Origin of the sequence: Hydrogenophaga sp. SNF1, assembly GCF_034421675.1 — a bacterium.
Lineage (GTDB): Bacteria > Pseudomonadota > Gammaproteobacteria > Burkholderiales > Burkholderiaceae_C > Hydrogenophaga > Hydrogenophaga borbori.
The window spans coordinates 3,051,756-3,071,952 of the sequence record NZ_CP139793.1 but is presented as its reverse complement, the minus strand read 5'-3'; the positions used below and the strand labels follow the sequence as shown (position 1 = coordinate 3,071,952).

At 70.8% G+C, this 20,197-nt stretch carries 18 protein-coding genes; 3 read left to right on the top strand and 15 right to left on the bottom strand.

Annotation, left to right across the window (positions count from 1 at the left end):
- Positions 1–125 precede the first annotated feature (125 nt).
- Complete coding sequence (locus SOM08_RS14655) at positions 126–2,465, bottom strand: Tex family protein (RefSeq protein WP_116957316.1); 2,340 nt, start codon at positions 2,463–2,465, stop codon at positions 126–128.
- A gap of 243 nt (positions 2,466–2,708) precedes the next feature.
- Between SOM08_RS14655 and SOM08_RS14650 the strand changes: the two genes are divergently transcribed.
- A complete protein-coding gene (locus SOM08_RS14650; protein ID WP_116957315.1) occupies positions 2,709–3,683 on the top strand; it encodes a response regulator in 975 nt (324 codons plus the stop codon).
- Between the two features lie 33 nt (positions 3,684–3,716).
- Here the strand turns inward: SOM08_RS14650 and SOM08_RS14645 are convergent, their stop codons facing one another.
- A complete protein-coding gene (locus tag SOM08_RS14645) occupies positions 3,717–4,265 on the bottom strand; it encodes a cysteine hydrolase family protein (protein WP_116957314.1) in 549 nt (182 codons plus the stop codon).
- Positions 4,266–4,382: 117 nt separating this feature from the next.
- On the opposite strand from SOM08_RS14645, the gene SOM08_RS14640 reads away from it, so the two are divergent.
- Positions 4,383–5,354: a GlxA family transcriptional regulator gene (locus tag SOM08_RS14640; protein WP_116957313.1), complete on the top strand. Its 972-nt coding sequence runs from the start codon at positions 4,383–4,385 to the stop codon at positions 5,352–5,354.
- An 8-nt stretch (positions 5,355–5,362) separates the two neighbouring features.
- On the top strand, positions 5,363–6,457 hold the full coding sequence (locus SOM08_RS14635; protein WP_116957312.1) for a DUF72 domain-containing protein: 1,095 nt from the start codon (positions 5,363–5,365) through the stop codon (positions 6,455–6,457).
- Here SOM08_RS14635 and SOM08_RS14630 read toward each other — a convergent pair.
- The 13 genes from SOM08_RS14630 to SOM08_RS14570 form a co-directional block, all read right to left on the bottom strand.
- Positions 6,447–7,016: a methylated-DNA--[protein]-cysteine S-methyltransferase gene (locus SOM08_RS14630; RefSeq protein ID WP_116957311.1), complete on the bottom strand. Its 570-nt coding sequence runs from the start codon at positions 7,014–7,016 to the stop codon at positions 6,447–6,449. The genes SOM08_RS14635 and SOM08_RS14630 overlap by 11 nt on opposite strands.
- 6 nt (positions 7,017–7,022) lie before the next feature.
- Positions 7,023–7,928 carry an SDR family oxidoreductase gene (locus SOM08_RS14625; protein WP_116957310.1) on the bottom strand — a complete coding sequence of 302 codons (906 nt, stop codon included), beginning with the start codon at positions 7,926–7,928 and terminating at the stop codon, positions 7,023–7,025.
- A 25-nt stretch (positions 7,929–7,953) separates the two neighbouring features.
- Positions 7,954–8,406, bottom strand: a complete 453-nt coding sequence (locus SOM08_RS14620) for a GNAT family N-acetyltransferase (protein ID WP_322469187.1) — start codon at positions 8,404–8,406, stop codon at positions 7,954–7,956.
- Positions 8,403–9,341 carry a glutathione S-transferase family protein gene (locus tag SOM08_RS14615; RefSeq protein ID WP_322470706.1) on the bottom strand — a complete coding sequence of 313 codons (939 nt, stop codon included), beginning with the start codon at positions 9,339–9,341 and terminating at the stop codon, positions 8,403–8,405. Before SOM08_RS14615 ends, SOM08_RS14620 begins: the two co-directional genes overlap by 4 nt.
- A gap of 37 nt (positions 9,342–9,378) precedes the next feature.
- Positions 9,379–11,028, bottom strand: a complete 1,650-nt coding sequence (locus SOM08_RS14610) for an isovaleryl-CoA dehydrogenase (protein ID WP_322469186.1) — start codon at positions 11,026–11,028, stop codon at positions 9,379–9,381.
- Positions 11,012–12,064: a fatty acid desaturase gene (locus SOM08_RS14605; protein WP_116957308.1), complete on the bottom strand. Its 1,053-nt coding sequence runs from the start codon at positions 12,062–12,064 to the stop codon at positions 11,012–11,014. Before SOM08_RS14605 ends, SOM08_RS14610 begins: the two co-directional genes overlap by 17 nt.
- A 7-nt stretch (positions 12,065–12,071) precedes the next feature.
- A complete protein-coding gene (locus SOM08_RS14600; protein WP_116957307.1) occupies positions 12,072–13,088 on the bottom strand; it encodes an NADP-dependent oxidoreductase in 1,017 nt (338 codons plus the stop codon).
- 17 nt (positions 13,089–13,105) lie between these two features.
- Positions 13,106–13,534 (bottom strand): PaaI family thioesterase, encoded by a 429-nt coding sequence (locus tag SOM08_RS14595; RefSeq protein WP_181936381.1) that lies wholly within the window; start codon positions 13,532–13,534, stop codon positions 13,106–13,108.
- Complete coding sequence (locus SOM08_RS14590; protein ID WP_116957305.1) at positions 13,534–14,325, bottom strand: SDR family oxidoreductase; 792 nt, start codon at positions 14,323–14,325, stop codon at positions 13,534–13,536. The genes SOM08_RS14595 and SOM08_RS14590 overlap by 1 nt, the downstream gene beginning before the upstream one ends.
- Positions 14,326–14,439: 114 nt before the next feature.
- Complete coding sequence (locus SOM08_RS14585) at positions 14,440–16,263, bottom strand: acyl-CoA dehydrogenase (RefSeq protein WP_322469185.1); 1,824 nt, start codon at positions 16,261–16,263, stop codon at positions 14,440–14,442.
- A 13-nt stretch (positions 16,264–16,276) separates the two neighbouring features.
- Positions 16,277–16,714 (bottom strand): PaaI family thioesterase, encoded by a 438-nt coding sequence (locus tag SOM08_RS14580; protein WP_322469184.1) that lies wholly within the window; start codon positions 16,712–16,714, stop codon positions 16,277–16,279.
- A 14-nt stretch (positions 16,715–16,728) separates the two neighbouring features.
- Positions 16,729–17,904: an acetyl-CoA C-acyltransferase gene (locus SOM08_RS14575; protein ID WP_116957302.1), complete on the bottom strand. Its 1,176-nt coding sequence runs from the start codon at positions 17,902–17,904 to the stop codon at positions 16,729–16,731.
- 28 nt (positions 17,905–17,932) lie between these two features.
- Positions 17,933–20,047 (bottom strand): 3-hydroxyacyl-CoA dehydrogenase NAD-binding domain-containing protein, encoded by a 2,115-nt coding sequence (locus SOM08_RS14570; RefSeq protein ID WP_322469183.1) that lies wholly within the window; start codon positions 20,045–20,047, stop codon positions 17,933–17,935.
- Between the last annotated feature and the right edge of the window lie 150 nt (positions 20,048–20,197).

Genomic DNA, 20,197 nt, shown 5'->3' with positions numbered 1-20,197 from the left:
CCTCTCGGGGCGGCACCTGCGGCCCGGCACAGCCGGTTCCGCGGTGCCCCGATCAGGGCACGCCAGTCAACGGAGTTGTCGCTTCCTGCCCTATCGGCACGCGGCAGCGGAACTTGATGCGCCGCTCAGCGCGGCTTGGCGCCGCGCAGCTTCTCGAAAGCCGAGGCCATGGCCGACGGCGCGGCCACCGTGTCCCGCCCGCCCGAATAGCGCGCGAAGCCCTCGCGCCCGCCGCGCGGCGCGCCCGCCCCCGCGCCGCCGCCCTCGCGCCGCGCGGGCGCGGCGTCGAGCTTCATGCTCAGCGAGATGCGCTTGCGCGCCGTGTCGACCTCCAGCACCTTGACCTTCACGATGTCACCGGTCTTGACGACCTCGCGCGCGTCGTTCACGAACTTGTGACTCAGCTGGCTCACATGGACCAGGCCGTCCTGGTGCACGCCCAGGTCCACGAAGGCGCCGAACTGGGCCACGTTGCTCACCGTGCCCTCCAGGATCATGCCCTCGCGCAGGTCCTTGATGTCCTCCACGCCCTCGTTGAAGCGCGCCACCTTGAAGTCCGGGCGCGGGTCGCGGCCGGGCTTCTCCAGCTCTTTCAGGATGTCCTTCACGGTGATGGCGCCCACGCCGTCCACCGCGAACTGCTCGGGCTTGAGCCGGCCCTGCCAGTCGGCGCGGCCCATGAGCTTGTTCACCGGCTCGCCCACGCTGGCGATGATTTTTTCAACCACGGCGTAGCTCTCGGGGTGCACGCCGGTCATGTCCAGCGGGTTGTCGCCGTCGCGGATGCGCAGGAAACCGGCCGCCTGTTCGAAGGTCTTGGCGCCCAGGCCGCTCACCTCGAGCAGTTGCTGGCGGCTGCGGAAGGCGCCGTGCGACTCGCGCCAGCGCACCACGGCCTTGGCCTGGGAGGCCGACAGGCCCGATACGCGCGACAGCAGCGGCGCGCTGGCGGTGTTCAGGTCCACGCCCACGCCGTTCACGCAATCCTCGACCACGGCGTCGAGCGTGCGCGCCAGCTCGCTCTGGTTCACGTCGTGCTGGTACTGGCCCACGCCGATGCTCTTGGGGTCGATCTTCACCAGCTCGGCCAGCGGGTCCTGCAGGCGGCGGGCGATGCTGGCGGCGCCGCGCAGGCTCACGTCCACGTCCGGCATTTCCTGGCTGGCGTATTCGCTGGCCGAATAGACCGAGGCGCCGGCCTCGCTCACCACCACCTTCTGCACGGCCGGGAAGCGCTTGAGCAGATCGGCCGCGAGCTTGTCCGTCTCGCGGCTGGCGGTGCCATTGCCGATGGCGATCAGGCTCACGCCGTGTTTCTCGCACAGGCGGCCCAGGGTGTGCAGGGCACCGTCCCAGTCGCGCCGGGGCTCGTGCGGGAACACCGTCGCGGTATCGACCAGCTTGCCGGTGGCGTCCACCACCGCCACCTTCACGCCGGTGCGGATGCCCGGGTCCAGGCCCATCACCACCTTGGGGCCGGCCGGCGCGGCCAGCAGCAGGTCGCGCAGGTTGGCGCCGAACACCTGGATGGCCACGCCCTCGGCGCCTTCGCGCAGGCGGGCGAACAGGTCGCGCTCGCTGGACAGGCTCAGCTTCACGCGCCAGGTCCATGCGACGCATTTGCGCAGCAGGTCGTCGGCGGGGCGGCCCTGGTGGCTCCAGCCCAGGTGGCGCGCGATGCGGCCTTCGGCCAGGCTGGGCTGACCGGGCAGCGCGTCCTCGGGCAGGGCCAGCTTCACGTCCAGGATTTCCAGCCCGCGCCCACGGAACATGGCCAGCGCGCGGTGCGAGGGCACCTTGCCGATGGGCTCGCGCTGGTCGAAGTAGTCGCGGAATTTGGCCACCTCGGGCGCGTTCTCGTCCTTGCCGGCCACCAGCTGGCTGGTGATCTCGCCCTCGGCCCAAAGCCACTCGCGCAGGGCCTGCACCAGCGCGGCGTCCTCGGCCCAGCGCTCGGACAGGATGTCGCGCACGCCGTCGAGCACGGCCGCCGCGGTGGTGAAGTCGCTGCCGTCCTCGCCCTTTTCGGCCTTCACGTAGGGCGCGGCGGCGGTGGCCGGGTCCAGCGAAGGGTCGGCCCAGAGCGCGTCGGCCAGGGGCTCGATGCCCGCCTCGCGCGCGATGGCGCCCTTGGTGCGGCGCTTGGGCTTGTAAGGCAGGTAGAGGTCTTCCAGGTCCTGCTTGGTGTCGGCGGCCTCGATGGCCGCGCGCAGGGTGTCATTGAGCTTGCCCTGCTCCTCTATGCTCTTGAGCACCGTGGCGCGGCGGTCTTCCAGCTCGCGCAGGTAGGCCAGTCGGGCGTCGAGCTCGCGCAACTGCACGTCGTCGAGGCCGTCGGTGGCCTCCTTGCGGTAGCGGGCGATGAAGGGCACCGTGGCGCCGCCGTCGAGCAGTTCGATGGTGGCCCGCACCTGCTGCTCACGAATCTTCAGGTCTTGCGCCAGGCGCGCAACGATCTTCTGCATGGGTCTCCCGGTGGCCCCCCAAGGGGTGCCTCACTTCACGAAGCGCGGGAGTTTGCCACAGGCCGATGCCCCGCCCGGTTCCTTTGCCAGCCATCAAGAAATGCGCCGCTGGCACGGGAGAAGGCCCGAATACTGCAGCGGCAGTATGTGGTCGGCCGCTCGCCGTTCCTAGCATGCCGCGCCTGAGCCCGTCGGCGCTCCAGCTGCAGCCGAACGACCTGCCCCTTCCTCCCAAGGCACGGCATGAAGAACGAAGCCAGGCATCGGCCCAAAGTGCTCTGCGTGGACGACGAACCGCCGCTGTTGCGCTCGCTGCGCTGGCTGCTGCGCGGCGAATTCGACGTGGTCGTGGCGAGCGACGGCGCGCAGGCGCTCGCCCTGCTGGGGGCCCAGCGCTTCGACGTGCTGCTGTCCGACCAGTGCATGCCTGGCATGTGCGGCACCGAGCTCCTGCGCCAGGCCCGCGAAGCCTCGCCGCACACCGTGCGCCTGCTGCTCGCGGGTTACGCCGACTTTTCCTCGGTGGTGTTCGCGCTGAACGAGGGCGACGTGTTCCGCTGCATCAGCAAACCCTGGAACGACGCCCGGCTGCTCCGCCACGTGCAGGACGCGGCCCGTCTGTCGCGCCTGACGCGCCTGGCCTGGAGCGATTTCCAGGACACGGGCGCCGACGCCGACTCGCCCGTCCGGCACGAAGAAGTGCTGCTCGTGCAGGCCGACGCCGAGCTGGGGCGCGCCTGCGACCAGGCCTGCGCGCGCCGAGCCCCGGCGCCCGCCCGCCTGCTGCGGGCCCAGGACATGGCCGATGCGCTCACGCTGCTCGCGCAGCGCCAGCCGGCGGTGCTGGTGCTGCAGCAATGCGGCGACCCGCGCGGCACGCTGGAACTCGTGCGGGCCGCCAAACGCCGCACGCCGGCCCTGTCGGTGGTGCTGGCCAGCGCCTCGCACGACGCGGCGGCGCTGCAGCAACTGATCAACGAGGGCCTCATCTACCACTACCTGTGCCTGCCCGCGCACGGCGCCCACCTGGCCTTGGTGATCGACAACGCCATCGAGCGCCACCTGGTGCTGCGCCGCCAGCCGCGCTGGCTGGCACGCAAGCGCCGCCCGCCGCCCGACGAAACGCGGCTGGGCCTGGAGCCTCAGCGCGAAACCGCGCCGCGCCGGCACCGGCGCCACTGGCTGCTGCGCTGGTGGCCCGATACCGACGAGGGCTGAGCCGTGGACCCGCGGCGGCCGGTCACGCGTGCTTCAGCGCGCCAACAAGGCCTCGGTGGTGCTGAGCGTGGCGTACGACGCCCCCAGCGCTGCCATGAAAGCGGCGTGCACCTGCGCCGCCGGCACCGTCTGCCCGCCAAACACCAGGTCGCGCGTGGCGCAGGCGTCGTGCACCACGGTCACGGCATAGCCCAGATCGGCGGCGGCGCGGGTGCCGGCGTCGATGCACATGTGGCTCATGGCGCCCACGATCACCAGCTCGCGCACGCCCAGCTCGTCCAGCAGCGCCTTCAGCGGCGTCTCGCGAAACGCATTGGGAAAGTGCTTGACGATCACCGCCTCGCCCTCGGCGGGCGCCACCGAGGCGTGGATCTGCACGTTGGGCGTGCCTGGCCTGAACACCGGCGCGTCGGGCCGGCCGGCCTCGTGCCGCACGTGGACCACCGGCACGCCCTGGGCGCGGGCCTTGGCGATCACGCGTGCCGCGTTGGCGGTGGCCGCCTCAATGCCGACCAGGGGCAGTTGGCCGGTGGGGAAATACTCGTTCTGCAGGTCGATCACGACCAGGGCGCTGGCGGGCATTCGGTTCTCCGTGGGTTCAAGCGTCGTCCGTCCCGGAAAAGGGGCGAACGAATGATCCCTGGGGTGCCCGCCGGTGCACAGTGGCGTCATCGACATTCCAAGGGGCAGAATCGACACATGCCCTCCCCCGCCCCCACCGAAATCGGCCTCGTGCTCTACCCCGGCGCGCAGCAGGCCGCCGTGCTGGGCATGAGCGACCTCTTCGACTACGCCTCGCGCACCGCCACCCCGCGCGTGGGCGGTACCGCCCACGCCCTGCGCGTGAGCCACTGGCAGCTGCATGAGCAGGGCCCGCCGTCGCGCGTGTTCGACAGCGCCCCCGGCCAGGAGGGCACGCCCGCCGTGCTGGTGCTGCCCCCCAGCCTGAACCCGCCGCTGGCGCGCGAAGCGGCGGCGCCCTTCGGCGCCTGGCTGCGCGAGCGGCACGCGGCCGGTGTGGCCCTGGCCTCGGTCTGCGCGGGCGCCTTTGTGCTGGGCGAAACCGGCCTGCTCGTCGGGCGCACCATCACCACCCACTGGCGCTACGCCGAGGCCTTCCAGGACCGCTTCCCCGGTGTGCGGCTCGACACCGACCAGCTGATCGTCGACGACGGCGACATCCTCACCGCCGGCGGCGCCATGGCCTGGACCGACCTGGGCATGCGCCTGATCGACCGCACCCTGGGGGCCACGGTGATGGTGGAGACCGCGCGCTCGCTGCTGGTCGATCCGCCGGGGCGCGAGCAGCGCTACTACAGCGCCTTCTCACCCCGGCTGCGCCACGGCGACGCCGCCGTGCTCAAGGTGCAGCACTGGCTGCAGGCCACCGACGCGAAAGACATCGCCCTGCCCAGGCTGGCGGCCCAGGCCGGTCTGGAAGAGCGCACCTTCCTGCGCCGCTTCCAGAAGGCCACCGGCATGACCACCACCGAGTACTGCCAGCGCCTGCGCGTGGGCCGGGCGCGCGAGATGCTGCAGTTCGGCCGGCTGCCGGTGGACCGCATCGCCTGGGATGTGGGCTACGGCGACACCAGCGCCTTCCGCAAGGTGTTCATCCGTTTCGTGGGCCTCACGCCGGGCGAGTACCGCCGGCGCTTCCACGCGGTTTGACGGCACCGATGCAAGACGACCTGTTCGGCGGACCGCCCTCCTCACCGCCCTCGCCGCCCTCGCCGCCGCCAGCGCCCGCCGCACCGCCGCCCGCCCATGGCCCACCCGCGCGCCGCCGAGGCGGCGCCGGCGTCTTGCCCGCCGGGCACAGCGAGGCCCTGCGCGCCCTGGCCGCCGCCCTGCCGCCGCGCCTTCGCCTGGGCACCTCGTCCTGGACCTACCCGGGCTGGGCTGGCCTGGTCTGGGACCGCGGGTACCCCGACGCCACGCTGTCCAAACAAGGCCTGGCCGCCTATGGCCAGCACCCGCTGCTGCGTTGTGTCTGCATCGACCGCAGCTTCTACCGCGCCCTCACCGAGGTGCAGTTCCGGCGCTACGCCGAACAGGTGCCGAGCGATTTCCGCTTCGTCGTGAAGGCCCCCGCGCTGGTCTGCGACGCCCAGGTCCGCGGTGAGGACGGCATGGGCCGTCAGCCCAACCCGCTGTTCCTGGACCCGGCCGTGGCGGTGAGCGAGTTCATCGAACCGGCCCTGGCCGGCCTGGGCCACAAGGTCGGCGCGCTGGTGTTCCAGCTGAGCCCCCTGCCCTTCGCGCAGCTGCAGCGCCTGCCGCTGCTGCTGGAGCGCCTGCGCGCCCTGCTCAAGGCCCTGCCGGACGTGCGTGGCGCCACGCCCGACGGCGTGGTCGCGGTGGAGGTGCGCGACCCCGAGTGGCTGTCGCCGCGCATCGCCCCCGCGCTGGCCGAGGTGTTGCGCGAGGCCGGCGCCACCTACTGCCTGGGCCTGCACGCCAAGATGCCGCGCATGCGGGACCAGCTGCCGTTGCTGCGCGCCCTGTGGCCCGGCCCCCTGGTCTGCCGCTGGAACCTCAACCCCCTGCACGGCGCCTACGGCTACGAAGACGCGCAGCGCGAGTACAGCCCCTACGACCGCATCCACGACGTGGACGAAGACACGCGCGATCTCATCGTGCGCACGGTGCGCGGCATCACGGGCGCGGGGCAGAACGCCTACGTGACCATCAGCAACAAGGCCGAGGGCTGCGCCCCGCTGTCGGCGCTGGCGCTGGCCGAGCGCCTGGCCGGACCGCCCCTCAGCGACTGAGCCCGGGCGGCGGCGGATCGAACAGGTCGGGCTCCAGCGCGCCCTCGATGCCCAGCATGCGCAGCTTGGTCATGGCACCGCCGCGCGCCGAGAAGCCGCCCGGCTGTCCGCCCGCCGCCATCACGCGGTGGCAGGGCACGATGGGCGCGAAGGGGTTGGCCCCCATGGCCTGGCCCACGGCGCGCGCCAGTGGCGGGTCGCCCAGGGCCTGGGCCACCTCGCCGTAGGTGCGCGTCTGGCCCGGCGGGATGCGGCGCGCGAATTGGTACACCCGCTGGCGGAAAGCACTCACGCGCGCCATGTCGAGCGCCACCTCCAGCAGGTCGCGCCGCTCGCCCGCCATCAGGGCCACCACGCCTGCGATGGCGTCTTGCACCTGGGGCGGCGGCTCGGCGGCCGGCAGTGCCTCGCCCGCGTTGCGGAACAGGCGCCGGCGCGTGGCCGCGTCGTCGGCCTCGGGCAGCTGCACGGCCACGATGCCCGCCGGCCCCCAGGCGATGGCGCAGCGGCCGATGGCGGTGTCGAACAGGCAATGGCCGCGGGCGGCCGGCGCGTCCACGCGGCCTCAGCCTTCGCGCAGCGCGGCGCGCAGCTGCGCGCCCACCTCCGGGCGCTCCATGAAGGGATCGGGCGGGTTCTGAACGTTCACGATGGCCTCCATGCGCGAGCGCACATTGCCCAGGGCCTTGGGGTGGCTGAAGACGTAGAAGCGGTCGGCTTCGATGGCCTCGAACACCTTGTGCGCCACCTCGGGCGCCGTCACCTTGCCCGACCCCACGGCCTTGTCCGTCATGGCCTGGCCGATGAGCTGGCTTTTGGTCAGGCGCTCGCCGGCCAGCTCGGCCGGCTTGTTGCGCTGGCTCTGGCTGATGCCGGTGGGCACGAAGTAGGGGCACAGCACGCTGGCGCCGATCTGGTCGCTGACCAGGCGCAGGTCCTGGTAGAGCGTTTCGGTGAGCGCCACCACCGCGTGCTTGCTCACGTTGTAGATGCCCATGTTGGGCGGCGTCAGCAGGCCCGCCATGCTGGCGGTGTTGACGATGTGGCCGCGCCAGGCCGGGTCGGCCTTCGCGGCGGCCAGCATCATGGGCGTGAACAGGCGAACGCCGTGCACCACGCCCCAGACGTTCACGCCCAGCACCCATTGCCAGTCGCGCACCGAGTTCTCCCAGATCAATCCGGCCGAACCCACGCCCGCGTTGTTGAAGACGAAGTGCGGCGCGCCGAAGGTCTGCCGAACCTCGTCGGCCAGGGCCTCCATCTGCGCGGCGTCGGACACGTCCACGCGGCGCGCCAGCACCCGCGCGCCGCTGGCCTTCATCTCGGCCTCGGCGCGCGCCAGGGCGTCGGCCTGCACATCCACCAGCACGAGGTTCATGCCGCGCTGGGCACCGATGCGCGCGCACTCCAGGCCGAAGCCCGAGCCTGCGCCGGTGAGCACGGCGGTCTTGCCGTGGAAGTCCTGGATCATGGTGTCGTCTCCTTGGTTCGTGTGTTCAGCGGCGCAGCATCTCGACGTGCGGGATGCCGTCCTCGTCGTAGGGCGGCCCCTCGGTCTCGAAGCCGTGCTGGCGGTAGAAGCCCTGCAGGTGCGCCTGCGCGCCGATGCGGATCGGCTGTTCGCCCCAGAGCGCGTGCAGCTGCCGCACCGCCTCGCTCATGAGCGCGTGACCCATGCCGGTGCCGCGCGTGGACGGGTCGCTCACCACGCGGCCGATGCTGGCCTCGGCGAACTTCAGGCCGGCCGGCACCAGGCGCGCATAGGCCAGCAGAACGCCGCCGCGTTCGCCCAGCAGGTGGTGGCAGGCGGGGTCGGCGCCGTCCATGTCCTGGAACACGCAGTTCTGCTCCATCACGAACACCTCGGTGCGCAGGCGCAGCAGGTCGTACAGCGCCCGGGGCTTCAGTGCGTCGAAGGCCTGGCAATGCCAGATCAAGCCGCCGCTCAAGCCCGCACCTCGCGCAGCACGTAGCCCACGCGCGGAAAGTGCACGTGCACCGTGCCGGCGCGCTCGTCCTGGCGTTCGATGGTGTAGCGCGTTCGCGTGGCCGCGCGCAGCAGGCCTTCGCTCGTCTCGGTGCCGAAGGCCTCGGCGGCGATGCTGACACGGCTGCCCAGCGCAATGCCGTGGTCGTCCTGGAAGGACACGTCGGGCCCGATGGGCTCGGGCGTGGCGGCGTGCGCGATGCCCAGGGCATCGGCGCTGCTCAGACGCTCGCTGCGGCCATGGCCGATGGCGGCCAGGCGGTCCATCCACTCCAGCACGTCGGGGGTGGCATCCAGGATGCTGGCGAGGCCCGGGTTCAGCGTGCGTGTGAACCACAGCGGGTGGTAGGCCGCGAAGTCGGCGATGCAGGGCACCTCGCCCAGCAGGAAGGGCTGGTCGTCGAGCATGCTGGCCAGGCGGCGCAGGTAGCTGCGGTAGGCGCTGGTGGCGTCGGCGGGGCGCAGCAGCGTCATGTTCTGGCGCATGGCGGCGCGGTCGCTGGCGAAGGCCTGGCCCTCGCCGGCCGGCCGGCTGGCGAACATCGCCGCCGCGCCCTTGGGGCTGAGCGTGTAGCCCATGGAGGCCCAGAACAGGGAGGAATCGGCCCACTGCGCCACGGTGCGCGACAGGCCACGCGCGTGCGCCGGGAACAGCGGGGGCTCGGGCTCGCGGTGCTCCAGCACGTCGGCGATGAGGGCGGTGTCGCAGTAGATGTCGGCGCCGATCTGCAGCAGCGGCGTCTTGCGGTAGCCGCCGGTGAGGGCCACCACGTCGGGCTTGGGCATCACCGCGGGAATGTGAACGCTGTGCCAGACCAGGCCCTTGTGGCCGAGCATGAGCCGCGCCTTCTCGGCGAAGGGCGACATGGGGTAGTGGTGGAGGATCAGGTCGTGCATGGTGGTGGCGTGCATGGCCGTGGGCTCGTTCATCGGGTCAGCGCGGCATGGCCCGCTCGATGATGGCATCGACCTCGGTGCCGGCGGACAGCGAACCGAAGCTGTGGCCCCAGTGCCCGCCCAGGCGCGAATCGCAGAAGGCGTTGAACACGGCGGCCGGCGCGGTCTGCGCCAGCAGCGCGGCCTGCACGGCCAGCGCCACGTCCTGCGCCAGGCGGCGGGCTTCCATCTCGGTGGCCATTTCTTCCACGCGCAGCGGCAGGCGCGCGGCCAGGTGGTCCAGCGCGGCGTGCTGGCCCCTGGCGGGCGCCAGCTCCTGCGCCAGCGCGGCCGCGGCGTCGGCCTTGCGCAGGGCGCGCAGCAGGTCCAGCGCCATGATGTTGCCGGCGCCTTCCCAGATGGAGTTGAGCGGCATCTCGCGGTAGATGCGGGCCATGATGCCCTCACCGCCCTCCTCCACGTAGCCGTTGCCGCCCAGGCACTCCATGGCCTCCTGCGCGAAGTGGCTGCCGCGCTTGCAGATCCAGAACTTGGCCACCGGCGTCAGCAGGCGGGCCATCACCTGCTCGTGCGGGTCGTGCTGGCGGTCGAAGGCGCGCGCCAGGCGCAGGGCCAGTGCGGTGGAAGCCTCGGATTCGAGCGCCAGGTCGGCCAGCACGTTCTTCATCAGCGGCTGGTCGATGAGGTACTTGCCGAAGGCCTTGCGCTGCGTGGTGTGGTGGAGCGCGATGGACAGGGCCTGGCGCATCAGCCCGCTGGTGCCCAGCGCGCAGTCCAGGCGCGTCATGGTGCCCATGGCCAGGATCTGCGGCACGCCGCGCCCTTCTTCGCCCACCAGCCAGGCCGTGGCGCCCAGGAACTCCACCTCGGAGCTGGCGTTGGCCTTGTTGCCCAGCTTGTCCTTCAGGCGCTGGATGCGAACCGCGTTGAGCGAGCCGTCGGGCAATACGCGCGGCAGAAACAGGCAAGAAAGGCCGCTGGCGGTCTGCGCGAGAACGAGGAAGGCGTCGCACATGGGCGCCGAGAAGAACCACTTGTGGCCGGTGACCGCGAAGCGTTGTCCCCAGCCGTCGCGGCCCGCGGGCTCGGCGCGCGTGGTGTTGGCCCGCACGTCGGAGCCGCCCTGCTTCTCGGTCATGCCCATGCCCATGGTGGCACCGGGCTTGTCGCGCCAAACCTTCAGCGCGGGGTCGTAGTCGCGGCTGGTGAGTTGCGGCGCCCAGTCGCGGTAGATGGCGGCGTTGTCCTGCAGCGCGGGCGTGACCGCGTAGCTCATGGAAATGGGGCACAGCACCGAGGGCTCCAGCTCGGTGAACAGCATGAAGCCGGCGGCGCGGCGCAGGTGGGCGTTGCCGCTGGCCTGTTCCGCGGCGCCAAAGGCGGCGCCGTGCAGGCCGGCGCCCACCGCCTCGCGCATCAGCGCGTGGTAGCTGGGGTGGAACTCCACCTGGTCGATGCGCTCGCCCACGCGGCTGTGCGTCTTGAGCTGCGGCGTGAATACGTTGGCCAGGCGCGCATGGGCCTGCATCCCCGCGCTGCCGACGGTGGCGCCCAGGGCGCGCAGGCCGGTGGTGTCCAGCCCCGGCGCGTTGAAGGCCAGCGCGGCCTGCAGCGCGCGGTTGGTGTCGAAAAGGTTGAGGTCCACCAGCGGCGCGGGCTGGTTGAAGACTTCATGCGTGGACAGCATGTCGGGCCTTTCTCGCGGCAAAGATCAGGGACCAGGTCTGGCGGACATCGCGCACCTCGGCCGCGTCGAGCGCGCCCTTCTCGCGCAGCAGGGCGTGCAGTCGCGGCAGGTGGTAGTGAGGCACCGCCGGGTAGAGGTGGTGCTCGAGGTGGTGGTTCACATGGTGCGGGAAGAGCAGCGCGCGCGCCAGCCAGTTCAGCGGCGAACCCCAGGTGCGGTTGCAGCGCGCCGCGGTGAGCGGCGAGCCCAGGTCTCCCACCGCGCCGTGCTCGCAGATGGCGCGCAGGCGCAGGATGGGTTGCAGCACCGTCAGCAGCGGCAGCAGCCACAGCACGGCATACATCAGCAGGCCGCGTGGCCCGCCCAGGCCCAGCGCGAGCAGCGGCGCACCGAGGTGAAAGGCCACCACGTACCAGCGGTCGCGCCGGGCGGCGGCGCGCAGCGCGGGCGAGGTGTCGTCCAGCGGGCGGATCTCGCGGCGCGTGTCGTCGTTGATGGCGGGTGCGCCGAAGAAATAGGCGTAGGTTTTCCAGGCGTTCAGGCCCAGCAGGTCCTGGCCCAGCTTGCGCCACAGGTAGGCGCGCCCGCGCGGGTAGCCGCCGTGGATGGCGGTGTCGGGGTCGTCGTCGGTGTAGAGGTGGTTGTGGTGCAGCCGGTGCGTCACGCGGTACGTGCACATCGACAGGCCGGCCACGATGCCCATGAGGCGGCCCAGGCCGTCGTTGGCCCAGCGGGCGCTGAACAGGCGGTAGTGCGTGGCCTCGTGCGCCAGGATGAACAGGCCGTGCTGGGCGATGCCGATCACCGGCACGCACAGCAGCAGCCAGGCGCTGGGCCAGCTGGCCATGCCCAGGGCCACCGCGCCCGCGATCAGCCCGAGGGTCTGCGCGATGGCCAGCAGAGAACGCGGCGTGGACAGGCGCGTCAGCGGCGCCAGCTCCTCGGGCGTGAGCAGGCGGCGCGCCTGCGCGGTGCGCGAGCCGGGGCCGCGCAGGTCCTCGCGAAACTCCTCACCGCGCGCTGGCGCCGCGTCCATGGCCGCCTCAAACCAGCTTGACCAGCTGCTTGCCGAAGTTCTTGCCCTTGAGCAGGCCCAGGAAGGCCTCGGGCGCCGAGGCGATGCCCTGCGCGACGGTCTCGCGCGGGCGCAGCTTGCCGCTGCCCACCAGGGTGCCCAGTTCCTTGAGCGCCTCGGGCCAGACCTCCATGTGCTCGCTGACGATGAAGCCTTCCACCTTGAGCCGGTTGACCAGGATGAGCGCCGGGTTGGCCAGCGGCAGCGGCTGGCCGTCGTAGCCGGCGATCATGCCGCACACCGCGATGCGGCCGAAGGCGTTCATGCGCAGCAGCACGGCGTCCAGGACCATGCCGCCCACGTTCTCGAAGTAGCCATCGATGCCATTCGGGCAGGCCTCCTTGAGCGCTTTGGCCAGCGAGTACATGTCCTTGTGCAGGCGGTAGTCGATGCAGGCGTCGAAGCCCAGTTCTTCCACGGCGTACCTGCATTTCTCGGGCCCGCCCGCGATGCCCACCGCGCGGCAGCCGCGCGCCTTGGCCAGCGCACCGAAGGCGCTGCCCACGGCGCCCGTGGCCGCGCTCACCACCACGGTGTCGCCGGCCTTGGGGTTGATGATCTTCACCAGGCCGTACCAGGCCGTCACGCCGGGCATGCCCACGGCGCCCAGGTAATGGCTCAGCGGCACGTGGGTGGTGTCCACCTTGCGCAGCGCGCCGGGCTGCTCGGCATCGACCACGCTGTACTCCTGCCAGCCGCCCATGCCCACCACCTGGTCGCCGACGGCGTACCTCGGGTGCTTCGATTCGGCCACCACGCCCACGGTGCCGCCGATCATCACCTCGCCCAGGGGCTGGGAGGCGGCGTAGCTCTTGCTGTCGTTCATGCGGCCGCGCATGTAGGGGTCCAGGCTGAGGAAGTGGTGCCGCACCAGCACCTGGCCGTCCTTGAGCGGGGGCGTCTCGGTGCTGACGAGCTTGAAGTTGTCGACGGTGGCCTCGCCCTTGGGGCGGTTGTCGAGCAGGATCTGGCGGTTGGTGGGCATGAGGGTCTCCCGGTGGGTCAGTCGGTGGGGATGCGGTTGAGCGGGTTCACGCGGCCCGCCCCCGTGGGCAGGCGCGGCACGAACTTGAAGGTGCCCGTGGCATGGCTGCACAGCTTGCCGCTGGCGTCGAGCACGCGGCCCTCGGTGAAGGCCATGGTGGCGGTTCGGTGCAGCACCAGGCCGCGCGCCACCAGCGGGCCCTTGGCGGCGCGCACGAAGCTGGTTTTCATTTCGATGGTGACGCAGCCCATGTCGGTCTGCAAGGAACGCGCGGCGTGCGCCATCACCACGTCCAGCAGGGTCATGCCGACGCCGCCATGCACCACGTCGAAGGAATTCAGGTGCTCGGGCGCGGGGTCGTAGGCCATCTGGGCCTCGCCGCCCTCCATGCGCTCGAGGCGAAAGCCGAGCAGATCGACAAAGGGAATGCGTACCGAGAATTCCATCAACCGCCCGTGATGATCGAGACACCGCCGTCCACGGCCAGCCATTGGCCGGTGATGTGCTTGCCGGCGTCGCTGGCGTACAGCACGGTCAGGCCCTTCAGGTCCTCGTCGTCGCCCAGGCGGCCCAGCGGCGCGTGCGCGGCCAGCTTGTCCTCGCCCATGGCCTTGAGCGTGCCCTGGGTCATCTTGCTGGGAAAGAAGCCCGGGCAGATGGCGTTGACGCGGATGCCATGGTCGCCCCACTCGGCCGCCAGCGCGCGCGTGAAGTTGATGACCGCGCCCTTGGAGGTGTTGTAGGCGATGGTCTTCATGCCGCGCGGGTTGCCGCCCAGGCCGGCGATGGAGGCCGTGTTGATGATGCTGCCGCCCTTGCGCGGGATCATGCTGCGGCGCGCGACTTCCTGGGCCAGGATGAAGTAGCTGCGCACGTTGAGGTCCATGACCTTGTCCCAGGCGTCCACCGGGTGGTCCTCGGCCGGCGCGCCCCAGGCCGCGCCCGCGTTGTTCACCAGGATGTCGATGTGGCCCAGGCGGCGCATCGTCTCGTCGACCAGCCGGCGGCACTCGTCCTCGCTCTGGCCGTCGGCGGCCACCCATTCGGCGGCGATGCCGGCGGCCGTGAGTTCCGCGCAGGCCTCCTCCAGGTCCTTGGCCTTGCGCGAGCTGATCAGCACGCGCGCGCCGGCCTCGCCGAGCGCGTGCGCCATCTGCAGGCCCAGGCCGCGCGAGCCGCCGGTGATGAGGGCGGTGCGGCCCTTGAGGTCGAAGAGTTGGGAGATGGTGCGGGTCATGTCTGGTCTGCCTCGTGTGTTGTTCGGGGTGGCGGAAACCGGGTCATTGTGGACCGTGGCGCGGCGCCTGTGTGTCGCCCGGGCGGCGCCGGCGCGCCGGCCCCCGCGCCGGGCTCAGAACGCCTCTTCCGGCAGCTCGGCGCAGGTCGGGTCGCGCCGGCTCACCACGGCGAGCCAGGCGCCGGTCTTGGGCAGCTCGTAGTGGAAGAAGAAGCGCATGGCGCCCAGGCGGCCGGTGCGCGCGGGGCTGTCGGGTGCGGCCAGCGCGGCCAGGGCCACGTCCAGCCAGATCCAGGCCAGCACCGTGTGGCCGAAGGCCTGCAGGTAGGGCACGGCGTTGGCCAGGGCCTCGGCCGGGTTGGCGGTGGCCCAGGCGGCCTTGGTGGCCGCGCCCACTTGCGCCAGGGCCTGGCCCAGGGCGTTGGCGTGGGCCGCCAGCTCCGGCGTGTGGATGGCGCGCTGAATGGTGGCGTTGACGCGCTGGGCCAGCAGCTGCAGGCCGCGGCCGTTCTCCATCAGCACCTTGCGGCCCAGCAGGTCCATGGCCTGGATGCCGTGCGTGCCCTCGTGGATCATGTTCAGGCGGTTGTCGCGCCAGTACTGCTCCACCGGGAAATCGCGCGTGTAGCCGTAGCCGCCGTGCACCTGGATGGCCAGGCTGTTGGCCTCCAGGCACCACTCGCTGGGCCAGCTCTTGGCGATGGGCGTGAGCACCTCCAGCAGCAGGCGCGCCTCGTCGGCGGCCTCGGGCGCGCCGGTGTGCTGCTCATCCACCAGGCGCGCGCAGTACAGCTCCAAGGCCAGCGCGCCTTCGCAGTAGCTCTTCTGCGCCAGCAGCATGCGCTTGACGTCGGCGTGTTCGATGATGCGGCTCTGCGGCCGGCTCGGGTCCTTGCCCTCCGGCCCCACGGGGCGGCCCTGCGGGCGGTTCTTCGCATAGTCCAGGCTGGCGTGGTAGCCCGCCATGCCCAGCATGGTGGCCGCCATGCCCACGCCGATGCGCGCCTCGTTCATCATGTGGAACATGCAGCGCAGGCCCTCGCCGGGCTGGCCGACCAGGTAGCCGATGGCGCCGGCCGCGCCCCGCACGGGGAACTTGCCTTCGCCGAAATTGAGCAAGGTGTTGGTGGTGCCGCGCCAGCCGCACTTGTGGTTCAGGCCGGCCAGGGCCACGTCGTTGCGCTCGCCGGTGAGCGTGGCCTGCGCGTCCACCATCCGCTTGGGCACCACGAACAGCGAGATACCCTTCACGCCTGGCGGCAGCTTGCCGTCCGGCCCGGGGATCTTGGCCAGCACCAGGTGAACGATGTTCTCGGTCAGCTCGTGCTCGCCGGCCGAGATCCACATCTTGTTGCCCTTGAGGCGGTAGCGCGGCCCCAGCGGGTCGTCCATGAAGCCCTCGCCGTCGGGCACGGCGCGCGTGGCCACGTCGCTCAGGCTGGAGCCGGCCTGTGGCTCGCTCAGGCACATGGTGCCGGACCAGCGGCCCGCGAATTCGTTCAGCGCGAACACGCGCTTTTGCGCCTCGCTGCCGTGCGCCATCAGCAGGTTGGCGTTGCCCACGGTGAGCATGCCGGCCCCGATGCTGACCGAGGCCATGGCGAAGAAGGCGTTGGCCGCCGCCTCCACCGTGTACGGCAGCTGCATGCCGCCGATGGCGTAGTCCTGCGCGGCGCTGAGCATGCCGCTCTCGGCATAGGCCTGGTGCGCGTCGTGCGTGGCCTGCGGCAGCACCACGCGCTCGCCGTCGAAGTGCGGCTCCTGCGTGTCCACCGTGCGGTTGAAGGGCGCGTACTTTTCGCGCGCGATGCGCTCGCAGGTGTCGAGCACGGCGTCGAAGGTCTCGCGGCTGTGGTCGGCGAAGCGCTCGCGCTGGTTCAGCGCCTCGACCCCCAGCCAGTCGTTGAGCAGGAAATCGACGGTGGGGCGAAGGCTCATGACAGGTCTCTCGTCAGGTTCTGGGTGGCAAGGCGGCGATGGTGCCCTGCGCCACGGCGCACAGCCTTTCCTCGCCGTCCCGCAGCACGAACACGTCGCAGCGGCACACGGCCTGGTTGCGGCCGGTGTGCACCGCCTCGGCGCGCGCGATCAGGCGCTCGCCCACCGCGGGCCTCAGGTAGTTGATCTTGAATTCGCTCGTGACCACGGGCACGCGCATGGCCGTGCCACCCGCGTAGGTGAGTGCGTTGTCGGCGGCGTAGCTCACCACGCCGCCGTGCACGAAGCCGTTCTGCTGCTTCACCGCCTCGCCGATCGGCACCTGCAGCTCGCAGCGCCCGGGCGCGAGCGCGGCAAGCTCGGCACCGATCAGGCGCGAGAACGGCTGCTGCGCGAGCAGCTCGCGTCCCATGGCCAGGAACACCTCGGGGCTCACGCCGGCGGCGTCCATGGCGGCGCGCGCGCTTACAGGACCTCGAACACGCCGGCGGCACCCATGCCGCCGCCGATGCACATGGTGACGCAGACGCGCTTGGCGCCCCGGCGCTTGCCTTCGATCAGCGCGTGGCCGGTCAGGCGCTGGCCCGACACGCCGTAGGGGTGGCCCACGGCGATGGCGCCACCATTGACGTTCAGGCGGTCGGCCGGAATGCCCAGCTTGTCGCGGCAGTAGATCACCTGCACCGCGAAGGCCTCGTTGAGCTCCCACAGGTCGATGTCGCTGACCTTCAGGCCCAGCTTCTTGAGCACCTTGGGCACGGCGAAGACCGGGCCGATGCCCATCTCGTCGGGCTCGCAGCCGGCCACGGCAAAGCCCAGGAAGCGGCCGATGGGCTTGAGGTTGTGCGAAGCGGCGTACTGCTCGCTCACCACAACGCAGGCGCCCGCGCCGTCGCTGAACTGGCTGGCGTTGCCGGCGGTGACCACGCCCCCGGGCAGCGCCGGCTTGATGCCGCTGATGCCCTCCTTCGTCGTGCCCTCGCGCAGGCCCTCGTCGGCGCCCACGGTCACCTTCTTGGTGATCAGGCCCATCGTCTTGTCGGCCACGCCGGCGGTCACGGTGATGGGGGCGATCTCGTCGTTGAACTTGCCGGCCGCCTGGGCCGCGCAGGCCTTTTGCTGGCTGGCGGCGCCGTACTCGTCCATGGCGTCGCGCGAGATGTTGTAGCGCTTGGCCACCTGCTCGGCGGTCTGCAGCATGCTCCAGTAGATCTCGGGCTTCTTGCGGTCCAGATCGAGGTCGCGCAGCATGTGCAGGTTCATCTCCTGCTGCACGCAGGAGATGCTCTCCACCCCGCCCGCCACGTAGACATCGCCCTCGCCGGCGATCACGCGCTGGGCGGCCATGGCGATGGTCTGCAGGCCCGAGGAACAGAAGCGGTTGACGGTCATGCCCGACACGCTCACGGGCAGGTCGGCCATCAGCGCGATCTGGCGCGCGATGTTGGCGCCGGTGGCGCCCTCGGGGTTGGCGCAGCCCATGATCACGTCCTCGACGGCCGCGCCCTCCACGCCCGCGCGCTCCAGCGCGGCGCGAACGGCGTGGCCCCCCAGGGTGGCGCCGTGGGTCATGTTGAAGGCGCCCTTCCAGCTCTTGGTCAGCGGCGTGCGGGCGGTGGAAACGATGACGGCGTTGCTCATGTGGTATCTCCTGATTCGGTGCGGGCCATCAGCCGTTGAAATTCTTGCCTTCGGCGACCAGCCGCTGAATGAGCGGCGCGGGCTGCCAGAAGGCCGCGTCGTCGAGCGGGTTCTTCTGGAAGCGCTTCATGGCCTGCATCACGTTGAACAGGCCCACCTCGTCGGCGTACTTCAGCGGGCCGCCGCGGTGCACCGGGAAGCCGTAGCCGAAGATGTAGACCACGTCGATGTCGCTGGCCTTGTTGGCGATGCCCTCTTCGAGGATGTGCGCGGCCTCGTTCACCAGCGAGAACACCAGGCGCTGCACGATCTCCTCGTCGGAAATCTTGCGCGACGTGATGCCCAGCGCCTGGCGGTGCTCCACGATCATCTGCTCGACCTCGGCGTTCGGGATGGCGTCGCGCTTGCCCGGCTTGTAGTCGTACCAGCCCTTGCCCACCTTCTGGCCGAAGCGGCCTTTCTCGCACAGCAGGTCGGCGGTCTTGCTGTACTTCATGTCGGGCTTTTCCTGGTAGCGGCGCTTGCGGATCGCCCAACCGATGTCGTTGCCCGCCAGGTCGCCCATGCGGAAGGGCCCCATGGCGAAGCCGAACTTCTCGATCGCGCGGTCCACCTGCGCGGGCGTGCAGCCCTCATCGAGCAGGAAACCGCCCTGGCGGCCGTACTGCTCGATCATGCGGTTGCCGATGAAGCCGTCGCAGACGCCGGACACCACCGCCGTCTTCTTGATCTTCTTGGCGACAGCCATCACGGTGGCCATCACGTCCTTGCCGGTCTTGTCGCCGCGCACCACTTCCAGCAGCTTCATCACGTTGGCCGGGCTGAAGAAGTGCAGGCCCACCACGTCCTGCGGGCGCTTCGTGAAGGCGGCGATCTTGTTCAGGTCCAGCGTGGAGGTGTTGGACGCCAGGATCGCGCCGGGCTTCATCACCTCATCGAGCTTCTTGAACACCGCCTCCTTGACGCCGATGTCCTCGAACACCGCCTCGATCACGAGGTCGGCGTCCTGGATGTCCGCGTAGTCCACCGTGGTCTTGAGCAGGCCCATGCGCTGGTCGAGCTTGTCCTGCTTGAGCTTGCCCTTCTTCACCTGGGCCTCGTAGTTGCCGCGCATCACGCCCACGCCGCGGTCCAGGGCCTCCTGCTTCATCTCCAGAATGGTCACGGGAATGCCCGCGTTGAGGAAGTTCATGGAGATGCCGCCGCCCATGGTGCCGGCGCCGATGACGGCCACCTTCTCGATCTTGCGCTGGGGCGTGTCCTCCGGCACGTCGGGGATCTTGCTGGCGGCGCGCTCGGCCATGAAGAGGTGGCGCAGGGCGCGGCACTCGGGCGTCCACATCAGGTTGATGAACATCTCGCGTTCGGTGGCCATGCCCTGATCGAACTTCTGCTGGGTCGCGGCCTCGACCGCGTCCACGCACTTGGCCGGCGCGGGGAAGTTCTTGGCCATGCCCTTGACCATGTTGCGCGCGAACTGGAAGTAGGCGTCGCCGTCCTTGTGCTTGCAGGGCAGGTGGCGCACCAGGGGCAGCGGGCTGCCGTCGGCGTGCTTGGCGGCCACTTCCCTGGCCAGGGCGAAGGCTTCTTCCAGCAGGGTGTCGGGGCTGCTGGCCAGCTTGTCGAACAGCTTCTGGCCCGGCAGTTGCGCCAGCATCTCGCTCTTCACCGGCTCGCCGCTCACGATCATGTTGAGCGCGGCCTCCACGCCCAGCACGCGCGGCAGGCGCTGCGTGCCACCGGCGCCGGGGATCAGGCCCAGCTTCACCTCGGGCAGCGCGATGTTGGCGCCCGGCGCGGCGATGCGGTAATGGCAGCCCAGCGAGAGCTCCAGCCCGCCGCCCATGGCCACGCTGTGGATCGCGGCCACCACGGGCTTGCTGCAGTTCTCCACCGCCAGGATCACGCTCAGCAGGTTGGGTTCGGCCAGTGCTTTGGGCGTGCCGAACTCCTTGATGTCCGCGCCGCCCGAAAAGGCCTTGCCCGCGCCGGTGAGCACGATGGCCTTGACGGCCGGATCGGCCTGGGCCTGCTCCAGCCCGGTCGTGATGCCCAGGCGGGTGGCCAGGCCCAGACCGTTGACCGGCGGGTTGTTCAGCGTGATGAGGGCGATGTCTCCTTGGACCTTGTACTCAGCCGTCATGTGGGTTCCTTCGATGGCGGTGTTGGGAAAAGAACGATCGTTCGATTTTGGCATTCTAGAAAGACCCTCCGGGGGCGCCAAACGGGTTTGTCGCGGTCGGGACAAAACGCCCGGGCGCACCTTCTCGCTACGCAGGGCACCCCGCACCGC